Origin of the sequence: Roseateles chitinivorans, assembly GCF_002761755.1 — a bacterium.
GTDB classification, from domain to species: domain Bacteria; phylum Pseudomonadota; class Gammaproteobacteria; order Burkholderiales; family Burkholderiaceae_C; genus Roseateles; species Roseateles chitinivorans.
In genome coordinates this window covers 17,797-38,765 of the sequence record NZ_PEOG01000001.1, presented here as the reverse complement: position 1 = coordinate 38,765, position 20,969 = coordinate 17,797, and the positions used below count along the sequence as shown (strand labels likewise).

18 protein-coding genes and 2 pseudogenes are annotated in these 20,969 nt (G+C 66.4%); 15 read left to right on the top strand and 5 right to left on the bottom strand.

What is annotated here, in order from left to right; genetic code table 11:
- The first annotated feature begins 12 nt into the window (after positions 1-12).
- From CS062_RS00165 to CS062_RS00155, 3 genes are read left to right on the top strand one after another with little or no spacing between them, the layout of a single operon-like run.
- Positions 13-1,227: an acetyl-CoA C-acyltransferase gene (locus tag CS062_RS00165; RefSeq protein WP_099859469.1), complete on the top strand. Its 1,215-nt coding sequence runs from the start codon at positions 13-15 to the stop codon at positions 1,225-1,227.
- Positions 1,228-1,279: 52 nt separating this feature from the next.
- Positions 1,280-2,143, top strand: coding sequence for an alpha/beta hydrolase family protein (locus CS062_RS00160; RefSeq protein WP_143742207.1), 864 nt, complete (start codon positions 1,280-1,282; stop codon positions 2,141-2,143).
- A gap of 33 nt (positions 2,144-2,176) precedes the next feature.
- Positions 2,177-2,938 (top strand): enoyl-CoA hydratase, encoded by a 762-nt coding sequence (locus CS062_RS00155; protein ID WP_099859467.1) that lies wholly within the window; start codon positions 2,177-2,179, stop codon positions 2,936-2,938.
- An 82-nt stretch (positions 2,939-3,020) separates the two neighbouring features.
- Here CS062_RS00155 and CS062_RS00150 read toward each other — a convergent pair whose 3' ends face one another.
- Both CS062_RS00150 and CS062_RS00145 read right to left on the bottom strand, forming a co-directional pair.
- Entirely contained in the window at positions 3,021-4,361 is a 1,341-nt protein-coding gene (locus CS062_RS00150) for a dicarboxylate/amino acid:cation symporter (RefSeq protein WP_099859466.1), read from the bottom strand.
- Between the two features lie 135 nt (positions 4,362-4,496).
- The gene (locus tag CS062_RS00145) at positions 4,497-4,952 is read right to left on the bottom strand and encodes an acyl-CoA thioesterase (protein ID WP_099859480.1); all 456 of its coding nucleotides are present in this window, start codon (positions 4,950-4,952) and stop codon (positions 4,497-4,499) included.
- 108 nt (positions 4,953-5,060) lie between these two features.
- Here CS062_RS00145 and CS062_RS00140 point away from each other — a divergent pair, with 108 nt between their 5' ends.
- From CS062_RS00140 to CS062_RS26055, 11 genes and pseudogenes are all read left to right on the top strand, one after another.
- Entirely contained in the window at positions 5,061-6,917 is a 1,857-nt protein-coding gene (locus CS062_RS00140; protein WP_099859465.1) for an ABCB family ABC transporter ATP-binding protein/permease, read from the top strand.
- An 11-nt stretch (positions 6,918-6,928) separates the two neighbouring features.
- Complete coding sequence (locus CS062_RS00135; RefSeq protein ID WP_091726131.1) at positions 6,929-7,858, top strand: LysR substrate-binding domain-containing protein; 930 nt, start codon at positions 6,929-6,931, stop codon at positions 7,856-7,858.
- A gap of 151 nt (positions 7,859-8,009) precedes the next feature.
- Positions 8,010-8,903: an amino acid ABC transporter substrate-binding protein gene (locus CS062_RS00130; protein ID WP_099859464.1), complete on the top strand. Its 894-nt coding sequence runs from the start codon at positions 8,010-8,012 to the stop codon at positions 8,901-8,903.
- 166 nt (positions 8,904-9,069) lie between these two features.
- Positions 9,070-9,804: an amino acid ABC transporter permease gene (locus tag CS062_RS00125; RefSeq protein WP_099859463.1), complete on the top strand. Its 735-nt coding sequence runs from the start codon at positions 9,070-9,072 to the stop codon at positions 9,802-9,804.
- Position 9,805: 1 nt separating this feature from the next.
- Complete coding sequence (locus CS062_RS00120; RefSeq protein ID WP_091726120.1) at positions 9,806-10,471, top strand: amino acid ABC transporter permease; 666 nt, start codon at positions 9,806-9,808, stop codon at positions 10,469-10,471.
- A gap of 10 nt (positions 10,472-10,481) precedes the next feature.
- On the top strand, positions 10,482-11,216 hold the full coding sequence (locus CS062_RS00115; RefSeq protein WP_099859462.1) for an amino acid ABC transporter ATP-binding protein: 735 nt from the start codon (positions 10,482-10,484) through the stop codon (positions 11,214-11,216).
- A 272-nt stretch (positions 11,217-11,488) separates the two neighbouring features.
- Positions 11,489-12,231 (top strand): annotated as a pseudogene (locus tag CS062_RS00110) (IS3 family transposase); the annotation flags it as partial.
- A 555-nt stretch (positions 12,232-12,786) separates the two neighbouring features.
- Complete coding sequence (locus tag CS062_RS00105; RefSeq protein WP_099859461.1) at positions 12,787-13,320, top strand: HlyD family secretion protein; 534 nt, start codon at positions 12,787-12,789, stop codon at positions 13,318-13,320.
- Positions 13,272-13,661: pseudogene (locus tag CS062_RS00100) on the top strand (ATP-binding cassette domain-containing protein); the annotation flags it as partial. The gene CS062_RS00105 and the pseudogene CS062_RS00100, both read left to right, overlap by 49 nt.
- 965 nt (positions 13,662-14,626) lie before the next feature.
- Positions 14,627-15,661 carry a dihydroorotase gene (pyrC, locus tag CS062_RS00095; RefSeq protein ID WP_099859460.1) on the top strand — a complete coding sequence of 345 codons (1,035 nt, stop codon included), beginning with the start codon at positions 14,627-14,629 and terminating at the stop codon, positions 15,659-15,661.
- A 125-nt stretch (positions 15,662-15,786) separates the two neighbouring features.
- Complete coding sequence (locus CS062_RS26055) at positions 15,787-15,930, top strand: hypothetical protein (protein WP_158238622.1); 144 nt, start codon at positions 15,787-15,789, stop codon at positions 15,928-15,930.
- Position 15,931: 1 nt separating this feature from the next.
- Here CS062_RS26055 and tehA read toward each other — a convergent pair whose 3' ends face one another.
- The 3 genes from tehA to CS062_RS00080 form a co-directional block, all read right to left on the bottom strand.
- Positions 15,932-16,912: a dicarboxylate transporter/tellurite-resistance protein TehA gene (tehA, locus tag CS062_RS00090; protein ID WP_099859459.1), complete on the bottom strand. Its 981-nt coding sequence runs from the start codon at positions 16,910-16,912 to the stop codon at positions 15,932-15,934.
- A 157-nt stretch (positions 16,913-17,069) separates the two neighbouring features.
- Positions 17,070-18,698 carry a 2Fe-2S iron-sulfur cluster-binding protein gene (locus tag CS062_RS00085; RefSeq protein ID WP_099859458.1) on the bottom strand — a complete coding sequence of 543 codons (1,629 nt, stop codon included), beginning with the start codon at positions 18,696-18,698 and terminating at the stop codon, positions 17,070-17,072.
- Positions 18,699-18,726: 28 nt separating this feature from the next.
- A complete protein-coding gene (locus CS062_RS00080) occupies positions 18,727-19,278 on the bottom strand; it encodes a carboxymuconolactone decarboxylase family protein (RefSeq protein WP_099859457.1) in 552 nt (183 codons plus the stop codon).
- 102 nt (positions 19,279-19,380) lie between these two features.
- Here CS062_RS00080 and CS062_RS00075 point away from each other — a divergent pair, with 102 nt between their 5' ends.
- On the top strand, positions 19,381-20,277 hold the full coding sequence (locus CS062_RS00075; protein WP_099859456.1) for a LysR family transcriptional regulator: 897 nt from the start codon (positions 19,381-19,383) through the stop codon (positions 20,275-20,277).
- Positions 20,278-20,969: the final 692 nt, after the last annotated feature.

Here is a 20,969-nt window from a genome sequence, read left to right as displayed (position 1 = left end):
AAGGAACACATCATGAGCAAGCAAGTTCAAGACGCCTACATCTGCGCCGCCACCCGCCTGCCCATCGGCAAGTCGGGCCGGGGCTACTTCAAGAACACCCGTCCGGACGAGATGCTGTCCCGGGTGATCCAGGCCGCGATGGCGCAGGTGCCGGGCCTGGACCCGTCGGTGATCGAGGACGCGATCATCGGCTGCTCGTTCCCGGAAGGGGAGCAGGGCATGAACATCGCCCGCGTGGCGGCGGTCCTGTCGGGCCTGCCGAACACGGTGGGCGGCGTGACGGTGAACCGCTATTGCGCCTCGGGCATCACCGCCCTGGCGATGGCCGCGGACCGCATCCGCGTCGGTGAGTCCGAAGTGATGATCGCCGGCGGCGTCGAGTCGATGTCGATGGTGCCGATGGGCGGCAACAAGCCGTCGTTCCCGCCCGCGATCTTCGAGCGCGACGAGAACATCGGCCTGGCCTACGGCATGGGCCTGACGGCCGAGAAGGTCGCCGACAAGTGGAAGGTGAGCCGCGAGGCGCAGGACGAGTTCGCGCTCGAATCGCACCGCCGCGCGCTGGCCGCGATCGAGGGCGGCTTCTTCAAGGACGAGATCACCCCGTTCGAGATCAAGGACCGCCAGCCCGACCTGAATGGGGACGGTGTCATCGTCAAGAGCCGCACGGTGGACATCGATGAAGGTCCGCGCAAGGACACGTCGATGGAAGGCCTGGCCAAGCTCAAGCCGGTGTTCGCCGCCAAGGGCAGCGTCACGGCGGGCAACAGCTCGCAGACCTCGGACGGCGCGGGCGCGCTGATCGTCGCGTCGGAAGCGGCGGTGAAGCGTTTCGGCCTGACGCCGCTGGCGCGTTTCGTGTCCTTCGCGGTGCGCGGCGTGCCGCCGGAGATCATGGGCATCGGCCCGATCGAGGCGATCCCGGCCGCGCTGAAGCTGGCCGGCATCAAGGCCGAGGACCTGGGCTGGGTGGAACTGAACGAGGCGTTCGCCGCGCAGTCGCTGGCGGTGCTGAACGACCTCGACGCCAAGGGCATCGTGCTGGACCGGACCAAGGTGAACCCGAACGGCGGCGCGATCGCCCTGGGCCATCCGCTGGGCGCGACCGGCGCGATCCGCGCCGCGTCCGTGATCCACGGCCTGCGTCGCACCGGTGCCAAGTACGGCATGGTGACGATGTGCGTCGGCGCGGGTCAAGGCGCCGCGGGCATCATCGAAAGGCTGTAAGCGCAGCTTGGAAAGCGCGGCCCAGGCCGCGCTTTCTTCTTTGGGGACCGACATGATCCGTTTCCATGCTGACGATGGTTTCGAGCTCCAGGGTCACCTCTACGGTGACCCGGCCACCGCGAAGGCGGGCCTGCTGATCGCTCCGGCGATGGGCGTGGAGCAGCGCTACTACGCGGCCTTCGCCCGCTGGATGGCGGCGCAGGGCTGGCTGGTGATGAGCTTCGATTACCGCGGCATGGGCGCCTCGCGTCCCGACGCGATGAAGCGCTCGCTGCGCGGCCTGGACGCCGACATCCGCACCTGGGCCGAACGCGACGCCGCGGCGGCGCTCGCGCACCTGGACAGGCTGCTCGGCGAGCATGGCGCGCCGCAGCGCGAGATCCACTGGCTGGGCCACAGCCTGGGCGGCCAGATCCTGGGCCTGCTGCCCAACCGCTCACGCGTCTCGCGCGCCGTGACCGTGGGCTGCGGCAGCGGCTACTGGCGCGAGAACTCGGTCGGCCTGCGCCGCTACGTCTGGTGGCTCTGGTACGTGGTGGTCCCGCTGGCGCTGCCGCTGTTCGGCTACTTCCCCGGCCGCAAGCTGCGCAAGGTCGGTGACCTGCCGCGCGGCGTGATGGCGCAATGGCGCCGCTGGTGCCTGGATCGCGACTACATGATGGGCGAGGGCGGCGATGCGCTGCGCGCGCAGTACGCCTCGCTGTCGCTGCCGATGCTCTCGCTCGCGTTCACCGACGACGAATTCATGTCCCGCCGCAACACCGAGTCGCTGCACGGCTTCTACGCCGGCGCGCGCCCCGAGCTGCGCCGCATCGCGCCGAAGGACATCGGCGAACGCCGCATCGGCCATTTCGGCTTCTTCCGCGATCGATTCGAGCGCAGTCTCTGGCCGCAGGTCAGCGGCTGGCTGGCATGATCTCGGCCATTCATTGAACGAGGAGAGTGCTCCATGAGCATCAAGACCGCCATCGTCAACGGCGTGCAGACCATCGAGATCGCACGCCCCGAAAAGAAGAACGCGCTGACCCGCGCGATGTACCAGGAGATGGCCGACGCGCTGGTCGCCGCCAACACCGAAAGCAGCGTGCGCGCGGTGCTGATCCAGGGCCAGCCGCAGATCTTCACCTCGGGCAACGACATCGAGGACTTCATGGGCAGCCCGCCGCGGGACGAGGACGCGCCGGTGTTCCAGTTCATGCGCGCGATGATCAATTGCGACAAGCCGATCGTGGCGGCGGTGAATGGCGCGGCGATCGGCATCGGCACGACGCTGCTGCTGCATTGCGACTTCGTCTACGTGGCCGACGACGCGCGGCTGGCGATGCCCTTCGTGAGCCTGGGTCTGGTGCCCGAGTTCGGCTCCAGCCTGCTGGTGCCCAAGCTGATGGGCCCGCGCCGCGCCGCCGAGAAGATTCTGCTGGGCGACCCGTTCACCGGCGAACAGGCGGTGGAGTGCGGCATCGCGAACGCGGTGCTGCCCGCCAGCGAGGTGGTGGCCCAGGCGCGCCGCGTCGCCGAGCGCTTCAACAAGCTGCCGCCGAGCGCGGTGCGCGAAAGCAAGCAGCTGATGCGCCGCGCGACGAAGGAGCAACTGCTCGAGACCATCCAGGCTGAAGCCGAGATCTTCGGTGCTCGGCTGCGCAGCCCGGAGGCGATGGAAGCCTTCCAGGCCTTCTTCCAGAAGCGCCAGCCGGATTTCTCGAAGTTCTGATCGGGGACGGCCAGCTGGCCGCACCCCCCGGACGAAGCAACGGGCGCCTCGGCGCCCGTTGTCGTTCATGCGATGAGTTCGCTCACGCCGTCTCGGCCGGTCCGGCGACGCGGATCGGCAGGTCGTCCGGATCGATGGTCTTGCCCGACAGCGCCAGGTCCAGCGCATCGTGGTCCAGCGCACGTTCCCACTTCGAGACGACGATCGTCGCCACCGCGTTGCCGATGAAGTTGGTCAGCGAGCGGCATTCCGACATGAAGCGGTCCACGCCCAGGATCAGCGCCATGCCCGCCACCGGCACTTCCGGCACGACCGACAGCGTCGCCGCCAGCGTGATGAAGCCGGCGCCGGTCACGCCTGCGGCGCCCTTGGAACTCAGCATCGCCACCAGCAGCAGCGTGATCTGGTGACCCAGCGTCAGCTCGGTGTTGGTGGCCTGCGCGATGAACAGCGCCGCCAGCGTCATGTAGATGTTGGTCCCGTCCAGGTTGAAGGAGTAACCCGTCGGCACGACCAGCCCGACCACTGTCTTCTCGCAGCCGGCCTTCTCCATCTTCTCCATCAGCGACGGCAGCGCCGACTCCGAGGACGAGGTGCCCAGCACCAGCAGCAGCTCCGCCTTCAGATAGCGGATCAGCTTGATGATGGAGAAGCCGCACAGCCGCGCGACGATGCCCAGGATCACCAGCACGAACAGCAGCGCCGTCACGTAGAAGCTGCCCACCAGCATGCCCAGGTTGAGCAGCGAGGCCAGCCCGTACTTGCCGATGGTGAAGGCCATCGCGCCCAGCGCGCCGATCGGCGCCGCCTTCATCAGGATGTGCACCATCCGGAACACCGGCGCGGTCAGCGCCTCGAAGAAGTTCAGCACCGGCTTGCCGCGGTCGCCGACCAGGGCCAGCGCGATGCCGAACAGCACCGCGACGAACAGCGTCTGCAGGATGTTGCCGTCCGCCAGCGCACCGACCAGCGACTTCGGGATGACGTCCATCAGGAAGCCGACCAGCGTCAGGTCATGCGTCTTCTCGACGTAGCGGTGCACTTCCTTCTGGTCCAGGTCCGCGACGTTGACATTCATGCCGTGACCCGGCTGCACCACGTTCGCGACCACCAGCCCGACGATCAGCGCCAGCGTCGAGAAGAACAGGAAGTAGGCCATCGCCTTGCCGAACACCCGGCCGACCCGGCTGAGCTGGGTCATGCCCGCGATGCCGGTCACGATGGTCAGGAAGATCACTGGCGCGATGATCATCTTCACCAGCTTGATGAAGGCATCGCCCAGCGGCTGCAGGGTGACGGCGAACTTCGGCTCGAAGTGACCGAGCAGGATGCCGATCACGATCGCGACGACGACCTGCAGGTAGAGATGGCGGTACCACGGCACGGAGACGACCGGCGTGGCGGAGGCGGAAGGGGACAGCATGGGGGACGGCTCCGGTTGAGGGCGCCGCAGGCGCCGTCACCGGCGTGGCTCGGCACCCAGGCGGCGCAGTATCCCACCCGCAACTTGAAGTCAGCTGCGGAATCTACGTACAAACCCTGGGGATGGGGCGTCCGCCTAGGCTTCGCCGATCACCCGCGACTTGCCTTCGCGGTCGATCGCGACGTAGGTCAGGTTGGCCTCGGTCACCTTGACCACATGCGGATTGGCGGGGTTGCGCTCGGCGAAGACCTCGACGTGCACCGTGATCGAGGTGCGGCCGATGCGGGTGACCTGCGCATAGAAGCTCAGCAGGTCGCCCACCGACACCGGCTGCTTGAAGATGAACTCGTTGACCGCCACCGTGGCGATCCGTCCGCGCGAGATGCGTGCCGGCAGCACCGAGCCGGCCAGGTCGACCTGCGCCATGATCCAGCCGCCGAAGATGTCGCCGTTGCCATTGGCGTCGGCCGGCATCGGCATCACGCGCATCACCAGCTCGCGCGGGCCGATCGTCTCTGGGGACAGGAGGCTGGACGTCGACGCAGGCGCGGCGGGAGCCGCGGGGGCATTGGGAACGGTGGAGTCGCTCATGATCGGCAAACGGTGACAATGGCCGGCATTGTCGTCCAGCATGTCCGGCCCCGCCAGACCAGGCGCCGGACCCGATGCCCGACCCCACGACAGTCCAGCCCTTCGTCCATGCGCCGTTCCACGCTCGCCGGCACCTCCGCGCCGACCTCCATGCCATCGCCCTCTGCCGCGCCCGAGGCCCGCGGCGACTGGCACACCATCGGCCGCCTGCTGCCGTATTTCTGGCGCTATCGCTGGCGCGTCGGCATCGCGCTGGCCTTCATGATCGGCGCCAAGCTGGCCAATGTCGGCGTGCCGGTGCTGCTCAAGCAGCTGGTGGACAGCCTCGACATCCCACCCGGCAGCGCCCAGGCGCTGATGGTCGTGCCGGTCGGACTGCTGCTCGCCTACGGGATGCTGCGCCTGTGCACTTCGCTGTTCACCGAGGCTCGCGAGCTGATCTTCGCCAAGGCGACCGAGGGCGCCTCGCGCAGCATCTCGCTGCAGGTCTTCCGGCATCTGCACGACCTGAGCCTGCGCTTCCACCTCGAGCGCCAGACCGGCGGCATGACCCGCGACATCGAGCGCGGCACGCGCGCCGTGCACGCGCTGATCTCGTACTCGCTCTACAGCATCTTCCCGACACTGGTCGAGGTGGTGCTGGTGCTCAGCCTGCTGGCGGTGAAGTTCGACGTGCTCTTCGCCTGGATCACCGGCGCCGCGCTGGTGTTCTACATCGGCTTCACCATCGTGGTCACCGAGTGGCGCACCCAGTTCCGCCGCCAGCTCAACGAGCTCGACTCGCAGGCGCACAGCAAGGCGATCGACTCGCTGCTGAACTACGAGACGGTGAAGTACTTCAACAACGAGGACTTCGAGGCCGCCCGCTACGACCAGAGCCTGGAGCGGTTGCGCCGCGCGCAGCTGAAGTCGCAGACGACGCTGTCGCTGCTCAACAGCGGGCAGCAGGTGATCATCGCGGTCGCGCTGGTGGCGATGCTGTGGCGCGCGACGCAGGGCGTCGTGGCCGGGCAGATGAGCCTGGGCGACCTGGTCATGATCAACGCGTTCATGATCCAGCTCTACATCCCGCTGAACTTTCTCGGCGTGATCTACCGGGAGATCAAGCAGAGCCTGACCGACCTGGACAAGATGTTCGGGCTGCTGGCCCGGGAGCGCGAGGTCGCGGATGCGCCTGGCGCCGCGGCGCTGCGGGTGGAGGGCGCATCGGTGCGCTTCGAGGACGTGCACTTCGCCTATGAGCCGCAGCGGCCCATCCTCAAGGGCGTCAGCCTGGAGATCCCGGCGGGCAGGAAGGTCGCGGTGGTCGGCCCGAGCGGCTCGGGCAAGAGCACGCTGGCGCGGCTGCTCTACCGCTTCTACGACGCGCAGTCGGGCCGCATCGCGATCGACGGCCAGTCGATCGCCGAGATCACGCAGCACAGCCTGCGCCGGGCGATCGGCATCGTCCCGCAGGACACGGTGCTGTTCAACGACACCATCGCCTACAACATCGCCTACGGCCGCCCCGAGGCGACGACCGAGGAGATCGAGTCCGCGGCGAAGGCGGCCCACATCCATGCGTTCATCCAGGCGCTGCCGCAGGGCTACCAGACCATGGTGGGCGAGCGCGGGCTCAAGCTCTCCGGCGGCGAGAAGCAGCGCGTGGCGATCGCCCGCACGCTGCTGAAGGATCCGCCGATCCTGATCTTCGACGAGGCGACCTCGGCGCTGGATTCACGCAATGAGCGCGCCATCCAGGCCGAGCTCGAGGCCGCGGCACGGAACAAGACGGTGCTGGTCATCGCGCACCGGCTGTCGACCGTGGTCGATGCGCACGAGATCCTGGTGATGGAGCAGGGCGTCATCGTCGAGCGCGGCACGCATGCGGCGCTGCTGGCGCGGCGCGGCCGCTATGCGCAGATGTGGGCCCTGCAGCAGGACGGGCAGGACGCGACGGCGGCATCGACGGCCCCTCGCGGCTAAACTCCCGCGCCGTGGAAACCAAATGGCTTGAAGACTTCGTGAGCCTGGCGGAGACGCGCAGCTTCTCCCGCTCGGCCCAGCTGCGGCATGTCACGCAGCCGGCGTTCTCGCGCCGCATCCAGGCACTGGAGGCGTGGGCGGGCGTCGATCTGGTCGACCGTTCGTCCTATCCGACGCGGCTGACCGCCGCCGGCGAAACCCTGCTGGGCCAGGCCGTCGACCTGCTCGGCAACCTGCAGGCGACGCGCAACATGCTGCGCAGCCACCAGTCGGCCGGCCAGGACATGATCGAGTTCGCCGTGCCGCACTCGCTGTCCTTCAGCTTCTTCCCGCACTGGCTGATGGAGCTGCGCCAGCGCTTCGGCGAAGTGAAGTGCCGGCTCAATGCGCTCAATGTCCACGACGCGACGCTGCAGCTGAGCGAAGGCAACTGCGACCTGCTGGTCGTCTATCACCATCCCAGCCAGCCGCTGCAACTGGACCCCGAGCGTTACGAATCGGTCTCGCTGGGCCACGAGACGCTGGCCGCCTATGCGAAAGCTGACACAGGCGGCGCGCCGATGTTCCGGATTTCCGGACACCCCGGCCAGAAGATTCCCTTCCTCAGCTACGCCTCCGGCGCCTATCTCGGGCGATTGGTGGAACTGATCGTCAAGGACGCGGCGCAGCCGCTCAACCTCGAATCGGTCTTCGAGACCGACATGGCCGAGAGCCTCAAGGCCATGGCGCTCGAGGGCCATGGGCTGGCCTTCCTCCCGGCGAGCTCGGTGAAGAAGGAAGTGAAGGCGCGCCGGCTGGTGCGCGCCGCCGAGCCGGGCCAGTACGAACTGAACATGGAGCTGCGGATGTACCGCGAGCGCCAGGGCTCGGCGCGACGTGTGAAACCGGTGGCGCAGGCGCTCTGGAACTTCCTGACGCACGCCGCCGCCGGGCAGGCATGAAACCTGCATATGTAAGCCACGCAACACCTCGAGATGCGTGATACTCCCTACCCTGCAAGGCAGCCGCTCATGGTCTGCTCTGCCGGTTGGGCGGCTCACCGGTCGAGCCTCCCTCGAATCCGCTTTTGAATCCGAACACGCAGGAGCAACTATGAAGAAGGCATTGCTAGTCCTGGCCCTTGGCGCGGCGTTGGTTGGCGTGGCGCAAGCCGACACGCTGAAGAAGATCAAGGACACAGGCAGCGTGACCATGGGCGTGCGCGAGTCCTCGGGCGCGCTGTCGTACACGCTCGGCGATGGCAAGTACGTGGGCTACCACGTCGAGATCTGCCAGCGCGTGCTGGCCGACGTGCAGAAGCAGCTGGGCCTGTCCAAGCTGGACATCAAGTACCTGCCGGTGACCTCGCAGAACCGCGTGCCGCTGGTGCAGAACGGCACCGTGGACATCGAGTGCGGCTCCACCACCAACAACATGACCCGCGCCAAGGACGTGGCCTTCGCCGTCACGACCTATGTCGAGGAAGTGCGCATCGCGGTGAAGGCCGACTCGGGCATCACCTCGATCGCCCAGCTCAACGGCAAGACCGTCGCGACGACCACCGGCACCACCTCCGTCCAGCTGCTGCGCAAGCATGAGCGCGCCAATGGCGTGGACTTCAAGGAAGTGCTGGGCAAGGACCACGCCGACAGCTTCCTGCTGCTGGAGTCGGGCCGTGCCGACGCCTTCGTGATGGACGGCCAGATCCTGGCCGGCAACATCGCCAAGTCGCGCAATCCGGCGGGCTTCAAGATCGTCGGCGAAGTGCTGTCGGTCGAGCCGATCGCGATCATGGTCCGCAAGGACGATCCGGCCTTCAAGAAGGCGGTGGACGACAGCATCAAGGGCATGATGAAGTCCGGCGAGATCGCCAAGCTGTACGACAAGTGGTTCACGCAGCCGATCCCCCCGACCAACACCAAGGTCGGCCTGCCGGCGACGGCGGCGACCAAGGACGCCTGGGCGAATCCGAACGACAAGCCGGTCGAGGAATACGCCAAGAAGTAAGCACGGTTCCCTGAGCGCAAGGCGCCCCGCGGGGCGCCTTGTCGCAAGGGGGCGTGACGCTGGCCGCCGGCGCATCGTCCGCGATGCGCGCCGGGGAGGCCGGAGATTGGAAGGGCCGCAGCATGCGCATGTGGGCGGCCCTTCGCATTGATGGATGGAGCACGCCATGGCGAGCTGGGATTGGCAGTTGTACTGCACAGACATGGTGACCGAGGAGGTCGCGCCGAAGTGTCTCGGCGCCCCCGGTTATGAGACTTACCTGGACGCGATGATCCACGGCTGGGGCTGGACGATGTTCGTCTCGGTCCTGGGCCTGCTGGTCGCGCTGGTGGCTGGATCGCTGATCGGCATCCTGCGCACGGTGCCCAACAAGAAGCTGGCGATGTTCGGCGAGGCATGGACGGAGCTGTTCCGGAACATCCCGCTGATCGTCCAGCTCTTCATCTGGTACCACGTGATCCCGCGCCTGTTCCCGATCCTGGACCTGCCGCCCAGCGTGCTCGTCGTGATCGCGATCGGCCTGTTCACCTCGGCGCGGATCTCGGAGCAGGTCAAGGCCGGCATCCTGACGCTGCCCAAGGGCCAGCGCTACGCCGGCCAGGCGCTGGGCCTGACGCTGCCGCAGACCTATCGCTACGTGCTGCTGCCGATGGCCTTCCGCATCGTCATTCCGCCGCTGACCAGCGAGAGCATGAACATCGTCAAGAACTCGGCGGTGGCCTTCGCGGTGAGCATTCCCGACCTGGCGCAGTTCGCGCTGCAGGCTTCGGAGCAGTCGAGCTTCGTGCAGATCTTCCTGCCCGTGACGCTGCTGTACTTCATCTCGGCCTATGCGATCAACCGCCTGGCCAAGGTGATCGAGTGGTACGTCCGCGTGCCCGGCATCCTGGGGGCGAAGTGACATGACGCAACTCGATTTCTCGTTCCTGACCTGGGAGGTCCTGTCCTCCTTCGTCGCCAAGGGGCTGTGGTTCTCGATCCAGCTGACCTTCTCGGCCATGATCGGCGGCATCGTGCTGGGCACGATCCTGGCGCTGATGCGGCTGTCGGGCAAATGGTGGCTGGAGCGGCCGGCGGCGATCTACGTCGACACGCTGCGCTCGATCCCGCTGGTGATGGTGATCCTGTGGTTCTTCCTGCTGATCCCGTACATCGCGGGGCCGCTGGGCGCGGAGAAGACGGCGCTGATCACGTTCACCCTGTTCGAGGCGACCTACTACTCCGAGATCATGCGCGCGGGCATCCAGTCGGTGCCCAAGGGGCAGGTCTTCGCGGGGTATGCGCTGGGCATGAACTACAAGCAGACGATGGGTCTGGTGGTGCTGCCGCAGGCCTTCCGCAACATGCTCCCGGTGCTGCTGACGCAGACCATCGTGCTGTTCCAGGACACGTCGCTGGTCTACGCGATCGGCGCTTACGACCTGCTCAAGGGCTTCGAGGTCGCCGGCAAGAACTTCAACCGGCCGATGGAGACCTACCTGGTCGCGGCCGTCGTCTACTTCGTGATCTGCTTCAGCCTGTCCATGCTGGTCCGCCGGCTGCAGAAGAAGATCGCCATCATCCGCTGAGGTCCGCTCCATGATTGAAATCAAGAACGTCTCCAAGTGGTACGGCCCGTTCCAGGTGCTGACCGATTGCTCCACGACCATCCAGAAGGGCGAGGTCGTGGTGGTGTGCGGGCCGTCGGGCTCGGGCAAGTCCACGCTGATCAAGACGGTGAACGCGCTGGAGCCGATCCAGGCGGGCGACATCGTCGTCGACGGCACCAGCCTGACCGATCCCAAGACCAACCTGCCCAAGCTGCGCTCGCGCGTGGGCATGGTGTTCCAGCACTTCGAGCTGTTCCCGCACCTGTCGGTGACGGAGAACCTCACGCTGGCGCAGGTCAAGGTGCTGGGCCGCAACATGTCCGATGCCAAGACCCGCGGCCTGAAGATGCTGGAGCGCGTCGGCCTGATGGCGCACAAGGACAAGTTCCCGGGGCAGCTGTCGGGCGGCCAGCAGCAGCGCGTGGCGATCGCTCGCGCGCTGTCGATGGACCCGATCGTGATGCTGTTCGACGAGCCCACCTCGGCGCTGGATCCGGAGATGGTCGGCGAGGTGCTGGACGTGATGGTGCAGCTGGCCAACGAGGGCATGACCATGATGTGCGTGACGCACGAGATGGGCTTTGCCAAGAAGGTCAGCCACCGCGTGATCTTCATGGACGCCGGCAAGATCGTCGAGGACTGCACCCGCGACGAGTTCTTCGGCAACCCGGACCAGCGCTCGCCGCGCGCCAAGGACTTCCTGGCGAAGATCCTGCAGCACTGATCGCGGGCGCCCGAGGGCGTCCCTCGCACCAGCCGCCCTAATGCAGCTGTTGCCCTCGACTGCACATGCGGTGTGGGGTTCACTTACGGCATGCCACGAACCCCGACCTCAATTTTGATGCTCGTCGATCGGCGAGCTCGTCTAGACGCAGAACTCAAGCGGCTCCATGCTCTCAAGAATGAGTCTGCAGCGCTCTATAGAACGGTCAAATCTGGACTGTCCCTGGTCGGGTAGACATCCTGTCCCTATCCTTTGAGCATAGGAGGGCAGTCATGGGTGCACCGAGGTTTACCCCGGAATTCAAGGAAGAAGCAGTCAAGCAGGTCACCGAGCGAGGGTACTCGGTCGCCGAAGTTTCGGCCCGTATCGGGGTGTCCGCGCACAGCCTATACAAGTGGGTCAAGGCGGTGTCACCCGACACCAGTGAGCAGCAGTCCAAGGAGTTGTTCGAGGCCAAGAGCGAGATCCTTCGTCTTCGCGCGCAGATGCGCCGCCTGGAGGAGGAGCGCGATCTTCTAAAAAAAGCCGCGCGGTACTTTGCCAAGGAGCCCGAGTGAAGTACCGCTTCATGAACGAGCATCGGCAGGAGTTCGCCATCACGCTGATGTGCCGGGTGCTCAAGGTCAATCGGGCCGGGTTCTACGCGTGGCTGCATCAGCCCGAATCCGAGCGACACAAGGAGGACCAGCGGCTGCTGGAGCTCATCAGGAACTCCTACGCCGGCAGCCATGGCGTTTATGGGTCGCGCCGGGTCTTCGGGGACTTGCGCGAGGCGGGTGAGACCTGCGGTGTGCATCGGGTGGCGCGCATCATGCGGGCCCACAAGATCAAGGCAGTGCGCGGCTACAAGGCACCACGCCACATCGCCGGCCGACCCTCGTTGATCGCACCCAATCATGTGCAACGCCAGTTCAGGGTGGACGCGCCCAACAAGGTCTGGGTGACCGACATCACCTACATCCGCACCTGGCAGGGCTGGCTGTACCTGGCGGCCGTGGTGGACCTGTACCTTCGGTTAATCGCGCTGAGGGCCCCCTGGGGCCCTCTCAACGGCATGCCACGATTTATTCAGTTCTTGCAACGGCTGATCGACCACCAGCGGTGGTTCATCTTCGTAATGTTGACGGCACCGGCTGCATGGCTGATCGCCGCAGGTATTGCCCTGCCTTTTGTTTTGACCGCCCAACCAGAATCCCTGCCGGATCGCGAGCCCTGGGTTCGAATACTTTCCGGTTTGCTCTTCGCGCCGGCGATCGAGAATCTGATCATGATTGCGATGATTGGTGCGGCACGGCATTTTTGCGATGCCAAACTTTCAGTCGCCATAATGGTAGGCCTGATGGCATTGATACATGCAATTGCAGCCTCATGGATGGCCATTGCAGCTTGCGTAGGATTTCTTGTCTACGGCGTGAGTTATGTTCTATGGCATCCGTCGGGCAGTCGCCGCGCTTATTGGATCACCGTTATGCAACACGCAATATTCAACCTGCCGGCGACACTGGCGGGGACTCTTCTCCGCTAATTACCCGCAGATCCGCGCCAACGCGGACGGTTCAAACTCCCGAAAATGAGCAGTTCCTTGTTTCGCACTGCGGTGTTGAAGGGGCACGGCTCCCGCCGCTATGGCGAGATCGTCCTGCCCCATCAGGTCGGACACAGCCTGTTGGTTGCGTTGTTCGTCGCGATAGCGTGCGGCTTGCTTCTCTTCTTCGCGACGTGCGGCTACCAGCGAAAGGCGCAGGTTGCCGGAGTCGTTGTGCCGGCCGCCGGCCTGATCCGCGTGACACCGGTACAGAATGGCCTCGTCAGCCGCCGGATGGTGGAGGAAGGGCAGGCCGTGCGTGCGGGAGACATCCTGTTCTCGCTGGTCAGCCAGCGCAACAGCGCCACGGGAGATGACGCGGAGAAGGCGATCTCCACGCTCATTCAGTCGCGGCGTCAAAGCTTCGCTGGCGAGCGTGAGCAGCTACTAGAGCAGTCCCGCCAGCGCATCGAGACCTTGGAGCGTCGCTCCGATGATCTGGCCGGCGACGTCGCTCGCATCAACGCACAGATGACCTTGCAGCAGCGTCGGGTTACAACACACTCGTCGGCGACATAGGCACAGGGCTGTCCGGCGGTCAGAAGCAGCGAATCCTGTTGGCCCGGGCACTCTACAAGGATCCCAAGTTGCTGGTCCTCGACGAGGCCGCAAGCCACCTGGACGTCTGCAACGAGCAGATCGTGAATGCGGCGATCAAGCGGATCTCGCTGACTCGAATACTGGTGGCTCATCGACCAGAAACGATTGCAATGGCGCAGCGGGTCGTTGTGCTGGAACACGGCCAAATTGCACGCGATTTCATGCCGATGGAAGGTCAACCTCAATCAGGCGTGAACGAGGCAAAGTCGGACGGCCTCGCCCGCGTGGGTACCAGACCGTTGGCACAGACCGAACTTTGACCCGGTTTGGCTCGTTTGCCACGATCAGACTCGCTTTGCGGTGCCAAGTGAACTGAGAGCGGCTTCTTGCGAGCGGCCCGCGCCGGTCCGTCATGTGGAAGACGCTGACGAGCACAGCTATTCCTGCGCAGGGCGCAGCGGTTGCCTTCTTGTGGCCATTGCCACGTGACCCCTTAAAACTGGTCAGCGGCCAAAGTGGCATGGCAACTGGGGCGCCTTCCTGCAGATGAAGGCCTACTGTTAACGCGTATCCTTCGAGACATCACCGCTGGGGAGATCGCGTTCTTGGTGCGCTCATTCGAGTACGACACGTTGGCCTTGTTCGAGAACACGAAGGACGAGAAACCAGATGAGGGCGCCTGCTATATTGATCCGAAATCTTCAGAAGCCTCCCAACATCGGTGACGGGTTACGAGCTCGTCCCTCCGCCATTGGGACGCGTGTGGTGCCTGCCCGATTGCCAGCAGGGACTCGAGCTGCCGAGGCCCCAGCTCGAACTGCAGCTGCCTAGCCGCCGCCGAGCTCGGGAAGACGGAGGCTGGCCGAAGGCCGGTTGCGGGGAGGCGGCTGCGGGTGACCAGCTACTCATCGGGGACCCGGCGACAAAGCGTAAGTTGTTGATTTCTCAGTCTGGCATCTGCTGCCATTCGCACCGGATCTTCCCCCGGCTTTGGGCAACAGCTGCATTAGGGCGCATTCCGGATTCCCGGAGACGAGGCCACTCGTCCCGGCATCCACCGCGGAGGAACCTGGTCGAGGTCAGTGGCGCGCATCGCAGCGCTCCGGGCAGTGGTCGCCTCACGGGTCGCCCCTGTGTGTGGCAAATCGCATCGGACATGGTGCCGGCGTGCGGTTTTTCGCCATGTCGCAGAGTCAGCACGAAGCGTGACCAGTCACCTGGCACGGGCGGACGAACGCGGGAGCGCAGCGAACGCTGGGAAGGGGCGGTGCGACAATCCTGCCCCATGAGCGAAACCCTTGTCCTGACCCGCCCCGACGACTGGCACGTGCACCTGCGCGACGGTGCCGCGCTGCAGAGCGTCGTCCCGTACACCGCGCGCCAGTTCGCGCGCGCGATCGCGATGCCCAACCTGAAGCCGCCGATCACGACAGCCGAGCAGGCCCAGGCCTACCGCGAGCGCATCCTCGCCGCCGTGCCCGCGGGCGTGGACTTCGAGCCGCTGATGACGCTCTACCTGACCGACCGCACGCGCCCCGAGGAGATCGCCGCCGCGAAGGCGGCCGGCGTGGTCGCGCTCAAGCTCTATCCGGCCGGCGCGACGACCAACAGCGATGCCGGCGTCACCGACATCCGCAAGACCTACGCGACGCTGGAGGCGATGCAGAAGGCGGGCCTGCTGCTGCTGGTGCATGGCGAGGTCACCGACGGCGACGTCGATGTCTTCGATCGCGAAGCCTTCTTCATCGATCGCGTGATGACGCCGCTGCGCAAGGACTTCCCCGAGCTGAAGGTGGTCTTCGAGCACATCACGACCAAGGAAGCGGCGCAGTACGTGACCGCGGCGGAGCGCTTCACCGGCGCGACGGTGACGCCGCAGCACCTGCTCTACAACCGCAACGCGATCTTCATGGGCGGGCTGCGGCCGCATTACTACTGCCTGCCGGTGCTCAAGCGCGAGGAGCATCGCCTGGCGCTGATCCAGGCGGCGACCTCCGGCAGCCCCAAGTTCTTCCTTGGCACCGACAGCGCGCCGCATGCATCGGTGATGAAGGAGAACTCGGTGTGCGGCGCCGGCTGCTTCACCGCGCTGTCCGCGCTGGAGCTCTACGCCGAGGCCTTCGAGGCCGCCGGTGCGCTCGACAAGCTCGAGGCCTTCGCCAGCTTCCACGGTGCCGACTTCTACGGCCTGCCGCGCAACACGACGCAGGTCACGCTGCGCAGGACGGAATGGAAGCTGCCCGAGTCCGTCCCCTTCGGCGAAGCCGCGCAGCTCAAGCCGCTTCGCGGCGGCGAGGCGCTGCGCTGGAAGCTCGACTGAGCGCCGCCGCCTTCGCGCGGCATCGGCGGGGCGCCCCGCGTCAACCGACCGACGCGCTGCTGTCGGGCGCTGGGCTCGGCCAGACCTTCCGCTTCGCGGCGGCACCGCATCTGGCCTCCGGCGCGTTGCGCACGATCCTTGGCGACTGGACGCGCCCGCGTCATCCGCTGTATGTCGTGTACCCCGCTTCCCGGCACCTGAGCGCCAAGCTCAGGCTGTTCGTCGACTGGGTCGCGGAGGTCTTCGCGCCCTTCGACGACCGGCCCTGAGTCAGCCCGCCGCCGGCGCGACCGGGGCGGACGCCGCTGCCGCTGCCCGCTTTGCCCGCAACGCCCACAGCACCGAGGCGATGGAGAGCCCTGCGATCACCAGGTTGCTCATGGCGAAGAGCACCGGAGCGAGCGTGGCGAAGACCGGATCATGGCCGCGCTCGGCAAAGCGCATGGTGCCGGTGGAGATCGCGGTCGCGCCGAAAGTGAACGCCCAGTAGGACAGCGTGAACGGCTGGCGGATCCATGGCATCAGCCGCAGCACCATCAGCGCCTGCACGATCGCGTAACCCAGCAGCATGCGGGCGATGAGGTCCGGCGGGCCGACGGTGACGGCCGCATAAGCCAGCAGCGCGACCGCCGGTGGCGCCATCTGGATGCCCACGGTGGGACGCAGCAGGGGCGGCAACGGATCGACGGTCAGCAGGCGGCTCAGGATGATGGACTCCTGGACGATCCAGGCCAGCACGCCGGCGCCGAAGAACAGCTGCCCCCAACTCGGCCAGCCGAGTGCCGACATCGCGATCGCGGACACCAGGTTGGCGCCGACGGTCGGCAGGTAGAGCACGGGCGTCGTCGCCTTGTCGTCGCGTCCACCACGCCACTGCCCACCATGGCGCCACAGTCCGAAGAGAAGCGACGCCGCCGCACCGGCGACGATCAGGACTGCCCCCGGGCCGTGCGCATGCGGCAGCACGCCGATGCCGGCGAGCATCGTCGCCACCGGCACAAGGGCGATGAAGCAGCAGAGGATCGGATGGGCGGCCTCGGCCCGGGCCTCGTCGCGCACGGCGATCCACTTGATCGCGAAGCGGACCAGCAGCACCGCCCACACCCCGACCGCGACCGCCATGACCGACTCGCCAATCCAGGCCGGCATACCCCAGAGGCGCGCCGCCACGCGCCAGCCATTGCCCAGACCGGTCAGGCCCAGCACCATGCTGAAGTAGGAGGCGGGGACCGCCCATCGGGATGCGTTCATCGGGGTGCTCCTGCGCGAGCAATGACCGGGAGGCCATCGGACGAGCGCACTGTAAAAGGGGAGTCTGGGTCGGGCAATCGGGGCCTGTTGGAGATGCTCGCCAAAGACTGGTCCGCGAGGGCCGGTCGTGCGAGCTGCGGGTTCGCGCGCTCTTCGTTCAAAGATCGAGCGTCAGCTCGTCGCCATCGGCTCTGGAGACGCAGACGCACATCAGCTGCTGCTCCGACTTCTGTGCATCGGTGAGCACCTCGTCGCGATGTGCCGGTGTCCCGGCGACCACCCGCGTGGCGCAAGTGCCGCAGTTGCCGATGCGGCACGAGGCCGGCACCCGGATGCCTTGCGCTTCGGCGACCTCGAGGATCGAGCGGTCCTTCGGTATGACGATGTCCTTGCCGCTGCGCACCAGATGGACGACGAACTCGCGATCCCCTGGCCTGGCCGTGTCCGCGCTGAACTTCTCGGCATGCACACGCGCGGAAGCCACGCCGGCCGACTCCGCAGCCGCCGACACGGCGTCGATCAGGCGCGAAGGCCCGCAGACGTAGACATGGTCGGATTCGTCCAGGCCGAGCATCAGGGCTTCGACATCGAGGCGGCGGCCTTCGTCCTTCGCATGCAGCTTCACCCGGTCGCCGAAGGCCTCGATCAGCTCGCCCAGGAACGGCGCCTGCGTCCGCGACCGCACCGCGTAGTGCAGCTCGAACTCCGAGCCGCGCGCGATGAGCGCGTGCGCCATCGCCTTGATCGGCGTGATGCCGATGCCGCCAGCGACCAGCACCGCTCGATGCGGCGTCTCCGCCAGCGAGAAGAGGTGTTTCGGCATCGAGGCGTTGAGCCGCAAGCCGAGCGTGAACGCCTCATGCACGGCCACCGAGCCGCCTCGTCCATCGGCCTCGCGCTGCACCGCGATCTCGTAGGCATCGGTGCGATGCGGACTCGATGCGATCGAGTAGCTGCGCGTCGAGTCGGTGCCGTCGGCCAGACGCACCGGCAGGTCGAGATGGGCCCCGGCGATCACTGTCGGCAACGGCGAGCCGTCGGCGGACCTCAGCTCGAACGCGCGCACCGAGGGCGTCAGCTGGCGCACGCCGGAGATCGTCAGCGCGAGCGGCCCGTCGCCGAGCGATTGCGGTGCGCTGGTGCTGCTCGACGCCGCCGAAGCGGCAAGCGCCGCCTTCGCTTCACTCAGCTGCGACTTCAGCTTCTGCACCTGGGCGCGCAGCGGCGCGGTGAGCGACGCGACTTCGGTCTCGGTGAAACGCGGCGTGATGTGCTGCGGGCAGTTCCAGTCCCAGCCTTCGATGCGGATCAGGAAAGCGCGCTCGACGGTTGCCCCGTAGGACGGATCGCTCACCGCGGCGATGGCGGCGTCGCCCTGCGCGCTGACGCCGGCCTCGACCAGCTCGACGCGCCCGAGCAGCTTCAGCCGGCGCCGATTCGGATAGTCGACGACGATCATCGAGAGGCGATCGTCCTTGCGCAGGTTGCCGACGCTCAGGTACTGCACGTTGCCGCGGAAGTCCGCGAAGCCGATGGTCCGCGGGTCCAGCACCTTGAGGAAGCCTTTCGGTCCGCCGCGGTGCTGCACGTAGGGCCAGCCGGTCTCGCTGACCGTGGCCTGGAAGAAGTGATCGGCCTCGGCCAGGAACTGCGCCTCGCGCGGCGTCAGCGCATCGCCCCGGTCGCTCATCGTGTCGAGGAAGGCGTACTGCTCGCGGCTGCCCTTCTCCGACTGGACGTCGCGGACCGTCGGCGTGAAGGTGATGTCGGAATAGGCGCGTCCCATGATGAACTCCCGGTGACGATGTGGAGGTTCAGGCCGTGGCCGGCAGCTCGAGCTTGACGCTCGGGAAGTCGATCTCGACCAGGCTGGCCTTGCCCAGGATGTTGGTCAGGAAGTTCATGCCGACGTGGGTGATGATCTCGACGATCTGCGCCTCGTCGACCCCGGCCGCGCGGACCTCGGTCAACTCCAGTGCGGACACCTCGCCGCGTTTCTCCATCAGGCTGCGCGCGAACTTCAGGATCGCGGCCGAGGTGTCGTCGTCACTGGTGCCGGCGCGGGCCGCGGCGATCTCCTCGGCGGACAGGCCGGTCTTGCGTCCGATCGCCGTGTGCGCCGAGACGCAGTACTGGCAGCCGTTCTGCTGCGCCAGCGCCAGCGCGATGCGCTCGCGGTCCAGCGGATCAAGGCTGCCGCCGTTGGCGACGCCGTACAGGCCGAGGAAGGCTTGCAGCGCGGTGGTCGAGTTGGCGAAGACCTTCAGGAAGTTGGGGACCATGCCGAGCTGGCCCTGGATCGCGTCCAGCAGCGCCTTCTGCTCGGGCGTGGCGGTGGACGATTCGACGACATTGATGCGGCTCATGGAAGTTCTCCGGTGGGTTGAGGGTGAGCGGATGGTGGCCCTCGCGGTCCGCGGAGAGAATCGGCGCGGCTGGGAAATGACTCTTTCTGGAATAGGAAAGATATGGACAAGTTGGATGCCATGGCCATCTTCGTGGCCGTTGTTCAGGAGGGCGGGTTCTCCGCGGCGGCGCGGCGGCTGGGGGTGTCCGCGCCGGTCGTCACCCGCGCGGTGAGCGAGCTCGAAGCCGCAATGAACGTGCGCCTGCTGCTGCGCACCACGCGCGTGGTCAAGGTCACCGAGGTCGGAGAGCGCTACGCGCAGGACTGCCGGCGCGTGCTTGGCGAGCTGGAGGAGATCGAGCAGGCGGCCAGCGGCTCGCACGGTGCGGTGAGAGGCAGGCTCGTTGTCAGCGCCTCGGTGATGTATGGGCGGCTCAAACTCAACGAGGTGGTGCTGGCCTATCTGGCGCGGTATCCGGAGGCGGAGGTCGAATGCCGGTTCCTCGATCGCAACGTCAACCTGCTCGGGGAGGACGTCGATGTCGCAATCCGCATCGGCGACCTGCCGGACGCTTCCTTCCAGGCGACGCCGCTGACCACCGTGCGACGGATCGTGTGCGCATCGCCTGCTTACCTCAAGCGGCACGGGACACCGAAGCAGCTGAAGGATCTTTCGAAGCACTCGATGATCGCGGCGCGCGGCCTGGAGCCGGGATCCGAATGGAAGTTCCGCGAGGGGGAGGGCGTCGACGCTCCGACCATGGCCGTGCCGATCCGGGCTCGGCTCGCCACCAACAGCAACGACCACGCCATCGCCGCCGCCTGCGAGGGGTTCGGCCTCACCCGCGTGCTGTCCTACATGGTCGAAGAGCAGATCGCTTCCGGCGCGCTGGTGGAGGTGCTCTCGAAGTTCGCTCCGCCCGCGGTGCCGGTGCAGGCGCTGCAGCACCAGGGGCTGCGAGCGTCGCGCAAGGTGAGGGCGTTCATTGACCTTGCGGTGGAGCGGTTGAGGGGGTGAGGGCGCAATCGCCGCGACCGGTCAAGGCGACCACGGCGGCGTTGCCTGGCCCCTGTTGGGCCGATCGACCTTTGGGGCCGCGTTCCAGGTCAGCCTAGCGGCTCGCCTTTGCGAACCAGGATGCAAAGAAAGCCCGCGGTGAATGCGGCCGAGAGGCCGAAGAAGACAAGGGGATGCGCGCTCGGTGAGCGAAACGCTGCAAGACCTCCGAGAGACGAGAGATAGGCAGCCAGCGTCACCCATCCTTGCCACCTCTGAGGCAGACCCCAGCCGTATCCAAATCTCTTTCTTGGGAACCAGTAATCAGACATTGACGCCTCCCAGCGTTTGCGAGTGTGCATCGAATCGACGTGCTTAGCGCTTCGCATCCCGGTTGCAGACTCGGCCATGAATGTCGAGCGATCCGAAGTATGAGCCCATGTGCCGAGTTTAGAAGCGGCAACCACACCTGCCCGCTCGCAGCCTGAAGCTTCGGCGGCATCGGAGCGAAAGCGGGATACCCTTGCGAGAACGCAGTCTTGTGCTGGCACACTTGGCACACGATGTCGCGCACCGCTGCGCAGGGCGGATTCAACCGGACGTCGCCGTAAGACTAGATTGTCAAAGCGCACTCAGGGAGGCTGCTGAACGGCAGCGACGTCCCGGGGGTAAGACAAGCTAGGGTGTCGGCTGGGAACGGGCAGCAGGCATCT